This window comes from Gordonia sp. ABKF26, assembly GCF_041103195.1.
GTDB lineage: Bacteria > Actinomycetota > Actinomycetes > Mycobacteriales > Mycobacteriaceae > Gordonia > Gordonia terrae.
The window spans coordinates 5,524,602-5,540,123 of record NZ_JBGCVZ010000003.1; the positions used below are offsets into that span (position 1 = coordinate 5,524,602).

The window sequence follows — 15,522 nt, forward strand, 5'->3', positions numbered from 1 at the left end:
AGAGGCTGGGGTTCACGGTTGTCCGCCCGGGGCGGTGAGTTCGACGCGGAGTCGGTCACCGGGCAGGGAATGCAGAGCGCTGTCGATCAGGTCGGCGAGGTCGATCATGCCGATCAGCGGTCCGGTCGCCTTGGAGATCGGGCGCAGTATGCCGCCGAGCGCGAGCAGGTCGGGCGACAACTTCTCGAGCACCTCGACGAGTTGCGCCTGCTCGTCGCGCCACGAGCTCATGATCTCGCTCCCCCGGAGCTCGCGGGAGGCGAGGAACAGGTACTCGTACGAGACCCCCAACGATTCCCCGAACGCGTCGAGCTGCGGCGGCGCCGCCAACATCGCCGGCTTCAGTTCATCTGTCTTGGAGAGCATCTCGGTCAGGTGGTCGGTCAGTGCGTCGAGATGACCCTGTCTCGACGTGAGGGTCAGCAGCAACAGATCGGCTCCGCGACGCACCGCCGGGGTCACCGTGGACTCGATGCCCGTGACCGCCTGCGAGAAAGTGTCGATCAGCCGTGTCACCCGCTGCGGTTCGACCTGCTCGAGCATCGCCGAGGTGTCACCGAGCAACTGCGCGACCGAGGTCGGCACCTCGACGGTCTGCGTGAGATGGGCGTCGTTCGTCAGGAAGGGACCCGCATCGGTGGTGGGCATGAACGCGAACACCGATTCGCCGAGTGATGACAGCTGTTCGACCTCGAGTTCGGTCTCCACGGGCACGCGGTGGTTCGCCGAATAGGAGAGGCGGACCCGGACGCCACCTTCACGTCCGGTGACCTCGTCGACCTGTCCGATGTTCACACCGCGGTAGACGACGTCGGAACCGGTTGCCAGGCCGGCGGAGTCGGTCAGATCGACGGTGATGCTCGTCTTCTTCTCCATCGGATCGACCGCGAGCACGTCGACGACAAGGTAGCCGACCCCGAGCACTGTCGTGACGATCAGCGCCACGGCCGAGGCCCACCCCGGGATTCGACTCATCGGACCGCCCCCACCATCTTGAGCAACATGAAGGCATTCGCGCTGACGTCCTGCTCCGCGACGCTGACCCGGTCGATGTCCACGTTGGGCCCCAACAGGAACGGAACGAGCTTGTTCTTGGTCAAGGACACCACCGTGGCCGCGTTGCCGTTGAGGTGGTGTGGACTCGCGGATGGTTCGCGGACAAGCGGGGCGATCAGTTCGAGGTTGGCGCGGAGATGGGGCAGCCGGGGGATGAGCCACTCCAGACCGGTGGTCAGCGTGTTGACGTCGATCACGACGTTGAGGACGGCAGTCATGAACTGCGGCACTCGTTCCATCCGGCTGCGGGCGCGATCGGAGAAGATGAATCCGAGATCGCCACGCATCGCGTCGAGGCGACCACTCAGCTGGTCTGCGGCCTCGATGGTGCGACCGATTGCGTCGCGGTTGTCAGCGGACTCGTGCAGTGCGGCCGAACCGAATTCGGACAAACCCCGGAGTTCGGCGACGTCGGAGGGCAGCGCGGCGTTGAGGCCGGCGATCGCATCCTGCAGGCGGGTCACGCTGCCGGCGTTGACGAAGTCGGCCATCCTCGCCAGCACATCTTCGATCTGCGGTCCCGGGTCGGTGTCGGCGAGGGAGATGACATCGCCGTCGCCGAGATTGTCCGGCCCCACCACGGCCGGCGGGATCAGGGCGATGTAGATGTCGCCGAGCATCGACGTCTGTCGTAGTTCCGCCCCTGTCCCATAGGGCAACTCGACGTCCTCGCTGACCTCGACGTGCGCGATCACGAACGCGTCGCGGAGCGTGATCGATTGCATCGAACCGACCTTCGCACCGTTGCTGCGCACCTCGGCGCCGGCGGGAAGACTGAGCAGGGAGGTGAACTCGAGGTCGAGGCGGTACGTCGGACCGCCGACACCGGTACCCGGCATGGCGTGGTTCCCCGGATTGAACGAGCAGCCGACGCACGTCAGGACTGCGGCCAGGAGCAGCCCGAGCCACGCCGTCAGGCGACGACGCGGCGAGATGAGGCCGTGGATCATCGTCGATGTCCCGTCAGGTCGTCGAGAAGCAACTGCGGCAGCGGCACGGCGATCATCTGCGACGACGCCACCTCACATCGGCTCCCCGGGATCTTGTTGAGCGCAGCGCACATCCGCTCAGCGTCGGGGCTTCGCAGCTGCGCAGTGGGTGCACGATAGTCGACGCCGATTCCGCGCCCCGGGCGTTCGATCATCGTGTGGAGCATGGTGAGGACGCCGGGGATCGTGCGGAGCAGCTCCGGGGATTCCTCTGCTCTGGTGCGCACCAGCTTCACGATCGGTACGGACGCGTTGAGCGCATCCATGACGAGCGGGAAGTTCTCGTTGAACAGCCGGTCGAGAGGGCCGATGGCGTCGGCGAGCTTCTCGACGATGGTCTTGACCAGTCCGAGCAGGTACTCGATCAGCGACAGGCCCGGCCCGAGCGTTGTGATGGTGGTGGAGACGTTGTCCCAGTCGGCGTCGACGAACTCGGTGAGCTCTGCACTGTTCTCGATGAGCGTGCCGAACTGCCTCATGAAGGTGTCCGGCGATTCCATCATCTGGCCCAACGACCGGAGCTGTCGGTTGATCGTGGGTCCGAGGCCGCCGATCTCGCGGTCCGCACCTTCGAGCAAAGCCTGCAGAGGTGGTCGGCCCGACTCGTCGGCGGTGGTGATCTCGGTGAAGAACCGGGAGAACGATGCCAGCGCATCCGGAACGCTGATGGGCTCGGCCGTACGCGATTCCGGAATGCACGTGCCGTCGAACTCTGCTGTGCCGCTCCGTTCTTCGGTGTTCACGAGCTCGACGCGTCGGTCGGTGAGGATCGACGAGTTCACGATCGCCGCGCCGACGTCGCCACCGAGAGGCCGGTCGTCGATGGACATGTCGACCTGGACGGAGGTGCCGCGCGGCGTCACCGAGTCGACCGTTCCGACCTGTATTCCGCGGATGGTCACGGCCGCGCCGGGATACAGGCCGAACGAGTTCTCGAACGCCGCACAGATCCCGGTTCCGGTCCGGGTGTCGGTGCTGGTGAACGCGACACTGCACACGGCGACCACCGTGATGACGATGGTGAGGACGGCCAGGGCGCGCCGTCGGGTCGCCGAGACGTGGGGCGACTGGTCCGCGGTGGCCATCAACAGGTCCGTCCGGGCACGGGCAGGCAGACGTCGGGCAACCGGGTGGTGAGTCCGCTCTGGTCGATCAGCGCCTTGCCCTCGGGACCGGCCAGCTCGCCCAGGCTCACCAGCGTGTTTCGCATCTGGTCGACGACCTGCGTCGACCAGCCGACCATGTCCCGGCCGACGTTCCGCGCCTCGACGAGCGGCGGCAGAAGGGGTTCGAGCTTCTGTTGGTATGGGCCCGACAGGAAGTCGAAGATGACGCCGACGAGGATCGAGAGGGAGTCGGCGAAGACCTTCGTCTCCTCGGCCGATGCGATGGCCGACGGTCCGAGCACGGCGTAGGCCCGGATCACCTCGGTGATCAATGACTTGTTGTCGAGCACGGCGCCGAGGTACTCGTTGGACAGCGACAGCAGGTCCTCGATCTGGTTCTTCTGGCGGGCGAAGAGTTCGATCACCTTCTGCATGTCGGTGACGGTGCTGCGCACCGTTCCCGGCGCGTCGTCGAGGGCCACCGATGACGCCGACATCGCGTCGCGCAATGCGTCGGTGTCGATCTGGTCGGTCACGTCGACCGCGTTCGAGACGAGATCGTCGACGAGGAACGGCACGTCGGCACGTGTTTGCGGGATGGGCTCGCGCAGCGGCTCGGTGCCCGACGGCATCATCGCGAGATACAGCCCGCCGATCGGGGTCAGCATCCGTACACTCACCGATGTCGTGTCGCCGACGAAGACCTCGGATGTCACCGAGAACTCGACGTCGACGTGATCCTCGCGGAGTCCGAGTCCGAGTATCTTGCCGACCGGGACACCTGCCACCCGGACGGCGTCCCCGGCCCGCAGGTTGCCGGATTCGCTGAGTGTCAGGTGGAAGGTCTGCGTACCCGGCGGTTTCAGGTACAGAATGCCCGTCGTCGCGATGAGGATCGCGACAACGGCGATACTGACGGTCGCCCACCACATCTGGGAGCTCGACGACGCGTCCTCCGCGCCGATCAGCGTCTTGCTGCGGGTGTCACTCATCGGTCCCCCTTGCACACGGTGAGCGGCCGGCCGTTCAGCAGGACGCCGGCGGTCACCGGCATCGTGACCTGCCCGTTGCTGCACGATCGCGCCGGGTTCGCCTGTGGGATCACCTTGTTCAGGCCCTCGAGCACTCCGGGGAGCAGCGACAGCGACCGCACCGCGGCGCGTGTGTCGGGGATTACCTCGGTGATCTTCTGATTCACGTCGTCGGAGGTGCTCCGGGCCCCGAGCCCCATCAGCGCGAGCGCATCGGTCACGCGCAGGATCTCCGAGAGCTCGATGGACCCCTTGTCCATGAGCGACAGGAACTCCTCCATCCGGGTCGCGATCGGCATGAAGATCGAGTGGAACACCTTGAGGATCGCCGCGAGATTCTCCGACCGCCCGTTGATCTCGACCGAGATCTGCTCCAGGTTGCCGACGATCGTCTCCATCACCGCGGTGCGGTCACTCGCGTAGGAGGCAAGCAACGAGATGTCCTTGAGCACCGGCCCCATGTCGTCGCTGCCGCCGTCGATGAGTGCCACCAGATTGGTCGCGAGTCGGTTGTAGACCTCGGGATCCGCCGCGCTGAGCAACGGGCGCAGGCCGTTGAAGACGGTGGTGATGTCGAAGGAGTCCGCAGTGTTGGTGACGAGCGAGCCGTCGGCGACCTCCGGGGCGGTCGCCTCGCCGCGGATGACCTCGAGGTAGCGCTGACCGGTCAGGTTCTGGAATCGGATGGACAACTTGTCCGAGGTGCGCAACCGGTGCTCGTCCTGGATGTGGAACCCGACTTCGGCGCGGGCGTCGTCGGTCAGATCGATTCCGGTCACCTTGCCGATCTGGACGCCGCGCAACCGGACATCGGCATTCTGGGTGAGGCCGAAGACATCTCCGAAGGTGGCGCGATAGTCCACCGTCTCACCGGCGACGGGACGCTGGATGGCCGCGACGATCAGCGTGACGATCAGTGCGGCCGCGACGCCGAGAACGGCGAGCCGGATGGCGGCCTGACGTGGGCTCTTCACCGTGTCCCCTTCATCGACGCCAGCGGCAGTCCGAAGGCGGGGAACCCCTGCAGCAGGATCTCGGTGTCGAGGTCGACGCGGCCGCCGCGACGATGCAGCGCACCGTCCGCGCCGTCGAGCAGGCGCTCCACCTTGCCCGGTGTGATGCCCTGCAGCCCTTGATTGAGCGGGATGATGAGGTCGAGCATCACATCCATGAGGCCCGACATCGGCGCGAGAGCACCCACGAGGCGGCCGGCGAAGGAGAACACCAGGTTCGAGACCTCGACGATGGTGCCGTTGGCGAGCTCCACCTGCGTCGGATCGTCGAGTTCTGCCACCGAGGCGAGTGAGTTGAGGATGCCGATGGCCGACGGGGTGAACGCCGCGGTGCCCTCTGATGCGTTGGCCAGAGCCGGAAGCAGTTCGGCCATCGGCATATTCATCTTTCGCTGCATCGTGCGCAACACGACGAGTCCGGAGGCGAGCAGCGGGGCCGACGCCGCGCTGAGTTCGGCGCCCGCGTCGAGAGACATCGCGAGATCGCGGTTGACGACGTCGATCATCAGTCGTCCGGAGTCCCGCATGATGGTCGTGATGGTGTCGTCGGACGCGCGGTTGCCCAGATCGAGGACCGCTCGCGGGCGCAGTGGCACACCGGTTTCCGACGGAACGAGCTCGACGGCCGTCGAACCGAACACGGTGCCGGAGATGAAACGCACATCGAGCTCGTCGGACAACTCACCGAATCGCGCGCCGTCCACCGAGAGTGTGACGAGCTGACGTCCGGGCCCGTGCGGCCGATGGTCGACGACCTCACCCACCGTGAGCCCGTGCAACCGGACCGGGGTGGCCTCCCCGACACCGTCGCCGAGGTCGGCGACCACCAGGGCGAACCGCACGCCGTCGGCGGGCTCCGGGGTCACTTTCTGCCACAGTGCGATTCCGAGCAACATCACAAGCGCGAGGACGCACAGGCCGCGGATCCGATAACCGCGGACACTCGGCTCCCGATGATTGGTCATGCACTCACCCCGCGAAGTCGATCGACGATTCGAGGCCCCACATCAGCAGGGTCAGCACCATGTCGCACACGGTGATGGCCACGAGGCTGGCGCGGATCGCGCGACCCGACGCCACCCCGACGCCCTCCGGGCCACCGGAGGCATAGAAGCCCTGATAGGCGTGGACGAGCGTCACCACGATGACGAACACCGCGACCTTCACCAGCGAGTAGGCGAGGTCGAGGGGTTCGACGAACATGTCGAAGTAGTGCTGGTAGGCGCCGGTCGGCTGCCCCTGGACAGCGGTGACGGTGAGGCGGGTGGTCGCGAAGCCGAGCGCGAGCGCGATGAGATAGGCCGGTATCACCGTGAGCACCGACGCGATCACGCGCGTCGAGACCACATACGGCACGGGGTCGATCGCCTGTGCCTCGAGCGCGTCGATCTCCTCGGAGATCCGCATGGCGCCGACCTCGGCGGTGATCCGGCAACCGGCCTGGGCCGCGAAGCCGACCGCGGCGATCAGGGGCGCGAGCTCACGCGGATTGGCTATCGCCGACATCGCACCGGCCAGCGGCCCGACCCCCAGCATGTCGAGTACCTCGAACCCGATGATCCCGATCATTGCGCCCGACACCACACCCATCAGCGCGAGCACCGGCGCGACTCCGCCACCGACGATCAGGGCCCGGCCGTTCCCCCAGGCGAGGTCGGTGAAGATCTCGGCCGTCCGTCGGCGATGCATCCGGAGCGCATGGCCGATGCCGCTCAGCGCCATCCACACGAAATGGAACTGGCGTCCCACTGCGTCGACCGGCCCCCAGGCCCTTCGGAGCGAGCGGGTCCAGCCGAGCCCTCGCCGCCGGTAGTGGGCGGGTTCGTCTGTCTCGGTGATCATCTGCCGCCCGTCACAGGAACCGGATGGGGACGAACATCATGGTCAGCTGGGTCAGTGCGAGGTTGACGACGACGCAGGCGAGGATGCCGAGCACGACTGCGGCATTCACGCTGTCGGCGACACCCTTCGGTCCGCCTTTCGCCTCGAGGCCGCGGTGACAGGCGATGGCGGCCACCACGAATCCGAAGACGACGGCTTTGCCGAGGCAGATCAGCAGATCAGTGATCGATGCGAAACTGCCGAACGACAACCAGTACGAACCCGGCGCGACACCCTGCCCGATGGCCGCCACGGCGAAGCTGGACAGGATGCTCATCAGGATCACCAGAACCGCGAGAGCGGGCGCCACCAGGGACATCGCCACCAGCCGCGGCGCCACCAGACGCTGATGCGGGTCGATACCCATGGTGCGCAGCGCATCGATCTCATCGCGGATCGTGCGCGCGCCGAGGTCCGACGCGATCGCCGACCCGCCGGCGCCACCGACGAGCAGGGCGGTCGCCAATGGCGCGATCTGCTGCATGACACCCATGCCGCCGACGGCTCCGGCCATCGAGTTGGCACCCACGTTCGAGGCGACGCTGCCGATCTGCACCGCGATCACGACCCCCATCGGCACCGAGATGAGTATCGCCGGCCACAGGGACACCGATACGAAGAACCATCCCTGAACCAGGCTCTCGCGCAACGGGAATCGGCCGGTCGCGATCTCCGCGCCGGCAATCGCCGAGGACCTGGCCGTCATCCGCACCAGGCGCCCGAAGGTCCGGACCGAGCCGAGCACATAGGTCGCAGGCCCCGAACGCCCCAGACGGATGCTCGCAGTAGTCACCCACAACCCCCGAAACCGTCCCAGGCACTTCACGGCCGCGGAATGTGACCGAACGCACGGAGCATAGGTAGACGCGTTTGTGGCGGGCAAACCGCATCCGGTGCGATCACCTGTCCCCGGGTCATCGACACCGCCCGCTGGGGGCAGTGACGATCCACGTGTCCGATCAGCGGCTCGCACACCGGATTTGAGCGGAACATGCCACTGGTCTGCGGGTTCGTAGACACGAAGCGTCGATTCTGTCCCAAATATCAGGCATCACACGTAGTCACATCGAGGGCTCGACTGTGTTCTCCATCTCATTCCGGATCGCACCGCCGGTCACGGGCGCGTCACCGCCCCCGTGTCGGCAAACGGGCACCGAAGCCCGGCCCACTCCCCTAACGTCACCGAGGTGTCCGGGTCGTCGACCGTTCGGCCTTCCGGTTCACCGCGCGACACCCGCGCCGCCCCCCGCTCGACCGCGAATGGAGAACCACGAATGTCCGAAGTGATCGTTGTCGCCACCATCTCCCCCAAGGCCGGGGAGGAACAGGCCGTGCGCGACGCCGTCCTCAAGGCCATCCCCCAGGTGCACGATGAGCCCGGTTGCGGGAAGTACGCACTACACGAGGCCACCGGGGACTCGACCGATCTGGTGATGATCGAGCGCTGGGAATCCATGGAGGCCCTGGCCACCCACGGCGCCGCACCTGCCCTCACCGAACTCGGCAAGACGATCGGCGGTCTGCTCGCCGGACCTCTCGATGTGCGCACATTCACCGCCGTCCCCGCAGGTCAGGACGATAAAGGGACCATCTGACGCTCTTGCGGCAATTGCCCTCACCCGACCACCGGGTGAGGGCTTCGTCGTGTCCACCGGTCCCCGATCTTGATTCCGCTGCTGATGGCGTGCTAGACCGGGTATAACGATCGTTAGATAAAGTGACGCGTGCCATGCACTGTGCTGCGTCGCGCCACCGAGAGGAACCCCATGCCCGAAGCCGTCATCGTCGACGTCGTCCGTCTCGCGTCCGGAAAGGGCAAGCCCGGTGGGGCGCTCTCGGAGACCAAGCCCGTCGAGTTGCTGGCGCACGTGTTGCGTTCGCTGGTCGAGCGCAACGACATCGATCCGGCCATCGTCGACGACGTGATCGGCGGCTGCGTCGGCCAGGCCGGCGAGCAGGCCCTGAACATCTCGCGGACCGCACTCCTCTCGGCAGGCTTCCCCGAGTCCGTCCCCGCCACCACAGTCGACCGGCAGTGCGGATCGAGCCAGCAGGCCGCCCACTTCGCCGCGCAGGGCATCATCGCCGGCGCCTACGACGTGGTCATCGCCGCGGGCGTGGAATCCATGAGCCGCGTCCCGATGGGATTCACCACCGCCGGACAGAGCCCGTACGGTCCGAGCATCGCCGCGCGCTACCCCGAGGGTCTGGTCAACCAGGGCATCTCGGCCGAATTGATCTCGGCCAAGTGGAAGTTCGATCGCGACACCCTCGACGCCTTCGCCGCGCAGTCGCATCAACGCGCCGCAGCCGCGGCCGCGGAGGGCTTCTTCGACCGCGAGGTCCTGCCGATCGACGTCACCGACGCCAACGGCGAGACCGTCACCCACCGCACCGACGAAACCGTCCGGGCGACGACCACCGCCGAAGGACTGTCCGGTCTGCGCCCGTCCTTCTACACCGAAGAGACCGCCGCACGCTTCCCGGACATCAACTGGCTCATCACGCCGGGCAACTCCTCACCGCTGACCGATGGCGCATCGGGTGCGCTCATCATGAGCGACACCATGGCCGCCAAGCTGGGGCTCACCCCGCGCGCGCGTTTCCATTCGTTCTCGGTCGCCGGCGATGACCCGATCTTCATGCTCACCGCACCGATCCCGGCGACCCACAAGGTGCTCAAGCGATCCGGGTTGTCCATCGACGACATCGACACCTACGAGGTCAACGAGGCGTTCGCACCGGTGCCGCTGGCCTGGGCACACGAATTCGGTGCCGACCCCGCCAAACTGAACCCGCGCGGTGGTGCCATCTCGCTGGGTCACGCGCTCGGTTCGTCCGGTACCCGCCTGTTGTCGACGATGGTCAACCATCTCGAGGCGACCGGCGGCCGCTACGGCCTCCAGACCATGTGCGAGGGCGCCGGCATGGCCAACGCCACCATCATCGAACGTGTCTGAGGCGGCGCGGACGGCTCCCACCCGGAAGCTGACGATCGAGACCGAGGGGCTGGACTGGCGGGAGCGCGAGCCCGTGCCGCTTCCGGCCACCCTCGTCGCGGCCAAGCACGCCTTCTACGAGCGCGGTTATCACGGCACCTCGATCCGCGACATCGCCTCGCGGGCAGGCGTTTCCCTGCCGACGCTCTACTACCACCACGACAACAAACTCGGCATCCTCGTCGAACTGCTCGAGGCCGCGATGACCTCGGTGCTGGCATGGGTCGGTGCGGCCATCCAGTCCGGCCGGACGCCGAGCGAGCAATTGTCCAATGCCATCGAGTCGATCGTCCTGCACATGACGAGCGATCTCGAACTCGCCAGCGTTGCCCACGAGTTCCGCCATCTCGACTCCGACGATCCGCGACGTGAGACCTACGTCGCGATGCGCACCGAAACCGAGGACCTGCTCGCCGATGTCATCGCGCGCGGTGTCGAATCGGGCGAGTTCCACTTCGAAGAGGACCCGAAAGAGGTCCTGCGCTATCTCTTCGGTGCGTGCCAGGCGGTGACCACCTGGTACCGCCCGTCTGGTCCCCGGACACCGGCCGAGGTCGCGGCGTCGTACGCCCTGATCTCCCTGCGCGTCGTCGGTGCCCGAGGACACAGCGACGCCGACCGATCACCGACCGACATCTGAGACAGACTCACTCACGAAAGGGAGAAGCCATGAAACGCACCATCTTCGAAGACGAGCACGAGGCCCTGCGGGAAACCGCGCGCCAGTTCCTGCAGCGCGAATGCGCCCCGTACACCGAGGAGTGGACGCGAGCCGGTCAGGTCGATCGCATCGCGTTCAAGAAGGCCGGTGACGCAGGCCTTCTCGGGTTCAACATCCCGGAGGAGTACGGCGGCGGCGGCGCCATGGACGACTTCCGGTTCAACGCCGTGGTGGTCGAGGAGTTCGCGAAGTTCGACGGGGCGGCACCCGGCCTCAGCCTGCAGAACGACGTCGTCGCACCGTACTTCGTGCACCTCGCCAACGACGAGCAGAAGAAGCGCTGGATGCCCGGGATCGCCACCGGTGAGACGATTCTCGCCGTCGCGATGACCGAGCCGGGCGCCGGCTCCGACCTCGCGGGCATCAAGACCTCGGCGAAGCTGGAGGGTGATCACTACGTCCTCAACGGCAACAAGACGTTCATCTCCTCGGGCATCAACTCCGATCTCGTGGTCGTGGTGTGCCGGACCAACCCGGACCCCGAAGCAGGCCACAAGGCGTTCTCGCTCCTCGTCGTCGAACGCGGCATGGAGGGCTTCGAGCGCGGGCGCAAGCTCGACAAGATGGGCCTCAAGGCGCAGGACACCGCCGAACTGCACTTCAACGACGTGCGCGTGCCGGTCGAGAACCTGCTCGGCCAGGAGGGCATGGGCTTCTACCACCTCATGCAGAACCTGCCCTCCGAGCGCCTGTCGATCGGCATCGGCGCCATCGCCGGGGCACGCGCCATCTTCGACGAGACGCTGCAGTACACCAAGGACCGCAAGGCCTTCGGCCGTCCGATCGGCACCTTCCAGGCGAATCGCTTCACCCTCGCCGAGATGGCCACCGAGCTCGACATCGCCGAGGTCTACATCGACCGCTGCCTGCAGGGCGTTCTCGACGGCGAGCTGAACGCCGTCGACGCCTCGAAGAACAAGTGGTGGTGTACCGAACTGGCCAAGCGCGTCATCGACAGCTGCCTGCAGCTGCACGGCGGCTACGGCTACATGAACGAGTACCGCGTCGCCCGCGCCTACACCGACGCGCGTATCCAGACGATCTTCGGTGGCACCACCGAGATCATGAAGGACATCGTCGGCAAGAGCCTCGGCGTCTGAGTCCTCGACATCGTCCACAGCCCGGGGCCACGCCCCGGGCTGTGTGCGTCATACGGCCTGGCGCCACCCGCGCCCGGCGGCGGTCAGCCCTGGTCGGCGCCGACGCCGCGCAGGTGGTCGACGACCTGCTGCACGGCCGCTCGCGAACGCGGCCGGGCGAGCGCCTCGTAGACCCGTGCGGCACGAACACCCTTGAGCACCAGCCGTTTCACCCCCGGGTGGCGGACGGCGAACCGCGGCATCAGAGCGATGCCGTGCCCATGGGCCACCAGGGCCTCGATCGTCGTGAAGTCCAGCATCCGCTGGGTCACCCGCGGCGCCACACCGGTCGCCGCCGAGATCGACAGCAGCACATCGTCGACCGGGAAGCCGCCTTCGACACTGATCCAGTCGTGGTCGGCGAGTTCGGTGACCGCGACCTGGTCCCGCAGGGCCAATTCGTTGTCGGCGGCGGCGATCACGTCGACGGGTTCGCGCATCAGCTCGGTGACCCGGACCCGGGGTACGTCGATCGCGGGCGTTCGTTCGTCACGGTGGGTGACCACGATGTCGTGATCCGCGAGAGCTGGTGCGGCATCGTGATATCCGACGTCCAGATGCACTGCGTGCACGTCGATGCCCGACGCCCCGGCGCGCTCCAGGACCGACGGCAGCAGAAGCGTCGCACCCGACGGGAACATCGCCAGCCGGACGCGCGCCTTGCCGGACCGGTACGACGACATCTCCTCCTGGGCCCGATCCACCGCCGCGATGACGTCGTCGGCGCGCAACACGAGTGCGCGTCCGGCCTCCGTCAGACGGATTCGCCTGCCGTCGGGTTCGAACAGCGCGACCCCCGCCTCCTCGGCCAGGACCTTCAACTGCTGCGACACCGCTGACGGGGTCATGTGCATCGCATCGGCCACCGCACCGATCGACTCCCGATCGGCGAACTCACGCAGCAGCCGTAGACGCCGGACCTCCATGCGGCAACGGTACTCACCCATGCCGGCGGCCCACTCCGGCCGACTGCTCGCGCAACGTGCATCGAGTCCCCGTCCGGGCTGCCCGGAATGTCTGGACGCCCCACACCGTTGTCGGGGGCATGGCATCACAAGGCATCACCCTGGAAACCTTCGAGGACACCATCGCCTCGGACGGCATCGTCCTGCTCGACTTCTGGGCCGGCTGGTGCGGTCCGTGCCGCCAGTTCGCGCCGGTTTTCGAGAAGGCTTCCGAAACACATTCGAACATCACGTTCGGCAAGATCGACACCGAGGCCGAGCAGCAGCTCGCCGGCAGTCTCGGCATCCGTTCCATCCCGACACTGATGGCGTTCCGCGACGGGATCCTGGTGTTCAACCAGCCGGGCGCGCTCCCCGCGGCTCAGCTCGAGGAATTGATCGGCGCCGTCGAGGGTCTCGACATGGACGACGTGCGCGCGAAGGTCGCCGCGGCCCAGGAGTGACGCGCGTAATATTCAGTAAATCTGAATAGTCAGTGCGTCAAAATTAGATTGTTCTTCATTTGGGTAGCGCCGACGATGGGGCCATGTCCACTCGTGATCGCCTCCTCGCGTTGTTCGTCGTCGTCCTCTGGGGACTGAACTTCATCGCGATCCGACTCGGACTCGACCACTTTCCGCCGTTCTTTCTCGCCGCCATGCGATTCGCGGTGCTCGCGATACCGGTGATGCTCTTCGTCCGGTTCCCGAAGGTGCGCCTGAAGTGGTTCCTGCTCTACGTCGCCGGCTTCGGCAGCGTGCAGTTCATCTTGTTGTTCCTGGCGATGGATCTGGGCATGCCCACCGGGCTCGCCTCGCTGGTGCTCCAGACCTCGGCGCCGTTCACCGTCGTGCTCGGCGTGCTGTTCCTCCGGGAGCGGATGACCGTCGGCCAGGTCCTCGGACTGGCGATCGCGGTCGTCGGCATGGCGGTGATCGCGCTGGACCGCGTTCACGGCAGCGACCTCGGCGCGGCCGCACTGCTGCCGATCGGCCTCACCGTTCTCGGCGGTCTGAGTTGGGCGGCCGGCAACATCGGTGGCCGGCTCGCCCGGCCGGATGATTCCCTCAGGATGACGCTGTGGATGGCCGTCGTCGCCACCCCGCCGCTGTACGCGGTCAGTCTCATCGTCGAGGGGCCGGCCGCGGGGTTCGAGGCGCTCGCCACGCTCGGCACCGAGAGTGGTCTCCGCGCCCTCGGCGGTCTGCTCTACCTCGCGGTCTTCGGCACCGTCATCGGCGCGGGCCTGTGGACCACACTCCTCGGGCGCAACGACGCCAGTCGGGTGTCCCCGATGTCGCTCCTCGTGCCCGTGGTCGGGATCTCGGCGGCCTTCGTCGTCCTCGGCGAGGTCCCGTCGGTCGGCGAGATCATCGGCGCGGTCATCGTCGTGGCCGGCTGCGCGGCCGGGGTGATGGCCCGTCCGCGGGCCCGCAGACGAGCCGCGGTCGACGTCGATCCGGCCACGGCCGAGTCACCCGACTCCGAATCGGTCGACCCCGCCGCGCTCGTCGGCATCGGGACCCCGGTGCGTTCAGACCGGTGACGTCGTCCCGCCGGGCGGAGTCGCGGCGAGCGCATCGCGCACCACCGCGCACAGGCGGTCGACCGCCGCGCGGGCGCCGGGACTGATGAGGGTCATGTTGACGAATCCGTGGATCATCGCGCCCTCTCGGCGAACCGTGACCGGCACGCCCGCCTCCTCGAGTCTGCGCGCGTACGCGAGGCCCTCGTCGCGGAGCGGGTCGAACCCGGCGACCATCACATGCGCGGGCGGGAGGCCACTGAGATCCTCGGCCAGCAGCGGCGAGCAGCGCGGGTCGCGCCGCTGCGCGACATCGGGCACATACCGGTCGGTGAACCAGTCGATGCCGTCGGCGGTGAGGAAGTATCCGGTGGCGAACTCCCGCCGCGACGGGGTGTCGGCGCCCTGATCGGTGACCGGATAGATGAGCAGCTGGAACACCGGGGTCACCGCATCGCCCCGGACCTCGCGGGCGACGACGGTCGCGAGGTTCCCGCCGGCGCTGTCCCCGCCGACCACGATCCGCCCCGGATCGAGCCCCCACCTCGGTGCGACCTCGACGGCGAAGCGCCAGGCCGCCACCGCATCCTCGACCGCTGCGGGGAACGGCGCCTCCGGGGCCAGGCGGTACTCGATCGACAGCACGTCGAGTCCGGTGCCGTGCGCGAGACGCCGGACGAACGCGTCGTGGCTGATCCGACTGCCGGTGACGAACCCACCACCGTGGTAGTAGACGAGCAATCCCGCCGACTCGGTCGAGGAGCGGTACCGGGTGGCCGGGATCGGTCCGGCGGGCCCGTCGATGACGAGGTCCTCTTCCACCGCCAGCGGCGGCAGCACCTCGGCCATGGATGCGCCGCTCTCATCGGTCTGCGCGCGCGACTGCGCCACCTCACCCTGGAAGGGATTCAAGCCGGGCACGTTGTCGTTGGCCCAGCCGATCGCCGCGAGTTCGGGGGCCACCCGTTCGCCGTCGGAGTTCACCGGTGCCCGACGCCCCAGAACGGCCAGCGCGCCGGCGGGGATCCGCGCGGCGGCGAGCAGCACGCGGCGTTGCACTCGAGCGGGCAGGGACAGTCGCAGTTGGGTGTCGCGGCTCACAGCCGCAGAGCCTACGC

General features: G+C 67.3%; 16 protein-coding genes. 6 read left to right on the forward strand and 10 right to left on the reverse strand.

What is annotated here, in order from left to right; all coding sequences use genetic code 11:
- Nucleotides 1-12: 12 nt before the first annotated feature.
- From AB4Z55_RS25700 to AB4Z55_RS25735, 8 genes are read right to left on the reverse strand one after another with little or no spacing between them, the layout of a single operon-like run.
- A complete protein-coding gene (locus AB4Z55_RS25700; RefSeq protein WP_369520911.1) occupies nucleotides 13-975 on the reverse strand; it encodes an MlaD family protein in 963 nt (320 codons plus the stop codon).
- On the reverse strand, nucleotides 972-2,006 hold the full coding sequence (locus AB4Z55_RS25705; protein ID WP_369520912.1) for an MlaD family protein: 1,035 nt from the start codon (nucleotides 2,004-2,006) through the stop codon (nucleotides 972-974). The genes AB4Z55_RS25700 and AB4Z55_RS25705 overlap by 4 nt, the downstream gene beginning before the upstream one ends.
- Entirely contained in the window at nucleotides 2,003-3,130 is a 1,128-nt protein-coding gene (locus AB4Z55_RS25710; RefSeq protein ID WP_369520913.1) for an MCE family protein, read from the reverse strand. Before AB4Z55_RS25710 ends, AB4Z55_RS25705 begins: the two co-directional genes overlap by 4 nt.
- Nucleotides 3,130-4,143, reverse strand: a complete 1,014-nt coding sequence (locus AB4Z55_RS25715; RefSeq protein WP_369520914.1) for an MlaD family protein — start codon at nucleotides 4,141-4,143, stop codon at nucleotides 3,130-3,132. Before AB4Z55_RS25715 ends, AB4Z55_RS25710 begins: the two co-directional genes overlap by 1 nt.
- A complete protein-coding gene (locus AB4Z55_RS25720; RefSeq protein ID WP_369520915.1) occupies nucleotides 4,140-5,156 on the reverse strand; it encodes an MlaD family protein in 1,017 nt (338 codons plus the stop codon). Before AB4Z55_RS25720 ends, AB4Z55_RS25715 begins: the two co-directional genes overlap by 4 nt.
- Nucleotides 5,153-6,160: a hypothetical protein gene (locus AB4Z55_RS25725; RefSeq protein WP_004021606.1), complete on the reverse strand. Its 1,008-nt coding sequence runs from the start codon at nucleotides 6,158-6,160 to the stop codon at nucleotides 5,153-5,155. Before AB4Z55_RS25725 ends, AB4Z55_RS25720 begins: the two co-directional genes overlap by 4 nt.
- 4 nt (nucleotides 6,161-6,164) lie before the next feature.
- Nucleotides 6,165-7,037, reverse strand: coding sequence for an ABC transporter permease (locus tag AB4Z55_RS25730; protein WP_369520916.1), 873 nt, complete (start codon nucleotides 7,035-7,037; stop codon nucleotides 6,165-6,167).
- Nucleotides 7,038-7,047: 10 nt separating this feature from the next.
- Nucleotides 7,048-7,869 (reverse strand): ABC transporter permease, encoded by an 822-nt coding sequence (locus AB4Z55_RS25735; protein WP_197505572.1) that lies wholly within the window; start codon nucleotides 7,867-7,869, stop codon nucleotides 7,048-7,050.
- Between the two features lie 481 nt (nucleotides 7,870-8,350).
- On the opposite strand from AB4Z55_RS25735, the gene AB4Z55_RS25740 reads away from it, so the two are divergent.
- The 4 genes from AB4Z55_RS25740 to AB4Z55_RS25755 all read left to right on the forward strand — a co-directional run bounded on the left by AB4Z55_RS25740 (nucleotide 8,351) and on the right by AB4Z55_RS25755 (nucleotide 11,896).
- The gene (locus AB4Z55_RS25740) at nucleotides 8,351-8,671 is read left to right on the forward strand and encodes a putative quinol monooxygenase (protein ID WP_004021603.1); all 321 of its coding nucleotides are present in this window, start codon (nucleotides 8,351-8,353) and stop codon (nucleotides 8,669-8,671) included.
- Between the two features lie 171 nt (nucleotides 8,672-8,842).
- A complete protein-coding gene (locus tag AB4Z55_RS25745) occupies nucleotides 8,843-10,036 on the forward strand; it encodes an acetyl-CoA C-acyltransferase (protein ID WP_369520917.1) in 1,194 nt (397 codons plus the stop codon).
- Nucleotides 10,029-10,715, forward strand: a complete 687-nt coding sequence (locus AB4Z55_RS25750) for a TetR/AcrR family transcriptional regulator (protein WP_354561448.1) — start codon at nucleotides 10,029-10,031, stop codon at nucleotides 10,713-10,715. The genes AB4Z55_RS25745 and AB4Z55_RS25750 overlap by 8 nt, the downstream gene beginning before the upstream one ends.
- Before the next feature lie 29 nt (nucleotides 10,716-10,744).
- Entirely contained in the window at nucleotides 10,745-11,896 is a 1,152-nt protein-coding gene (locus AB4Z55_RS25755) for an acyl-CoA dehydrogenase family protein (protein WP_064569701.1), read from the forward strand.
- Nucleotides 11,897-11,979: 83 nt separating this feature from the next.
- Here AB4Z55_RS25755 and AB4Z55_RS25760 read toward each other — a convergent pair whose 3' ends face one another.
- Complete coding sequence (locus AB4Z55_RS25760; RefSeq protein ID WP_369520918.1) at nucleotides 11,980-12,861, reverse strand: LysR family transcriptional regulator; 882 nt, start codon at nucleotides 12,859-12,861, stop codon at nucleotides 11,980-11,982.
- Between the two features lie 119 nt (nucleotides 12,862-12,980).
- Between AB4Z55_RS25760 and trxA the strand changes: the two genes are divergently transcribed.
- Nucleotides 12,981-13,343 carry a thioredoxin gene (trxA, locus tag AB4Z55_RS25765; RefSeq protein ID WP_369520919.1) on the forward strand — a complete coding sequence of 121 codons (363 nt, stop codon included), beginning with the start codon at nucleotides 12,981-12,983 and terminating at the stop codon, nucleotides 13,341-13,343.
- A gap of 83 nt (nucleotides 13,344-13,426) precedes the next feature.
- Nucleotides 13,427-14,425 carry an EamA family transporter gene (locus AB4Z55_RS25770; RefSeq protein ID WP_369520920.1) on the forward strand — a complete coding sequence of 333 codons (999 nt, stop codon included), beginning with the start codon at nucleotides 13,427-13,429 and terminating at the stop codon, nucleotides 14,423-14,425.
- On the opposite strand, the gene AB4Z55_RS25775 is transcribed toward AB4Z55_RS25770, so the two are convergent.
- Complete coding sequence (locus tag AB4Z55_RS25775) at nucleotides 14,414-15,505, reverse strand: alpha/beta hydrolase (protein WP_101821035.1); 1,092 nt, start codon at nucleotides 15,503-15,505, stop codon at nucleotides 14,414-14,416. The genes AB4Z55_RS25770 and AB4Z55_RS25775 overlap by 12 nt on opposite strands.
- Between the last annotated feature and the right edge of the window lie 17 nt (nucleotides 15,506-15,522).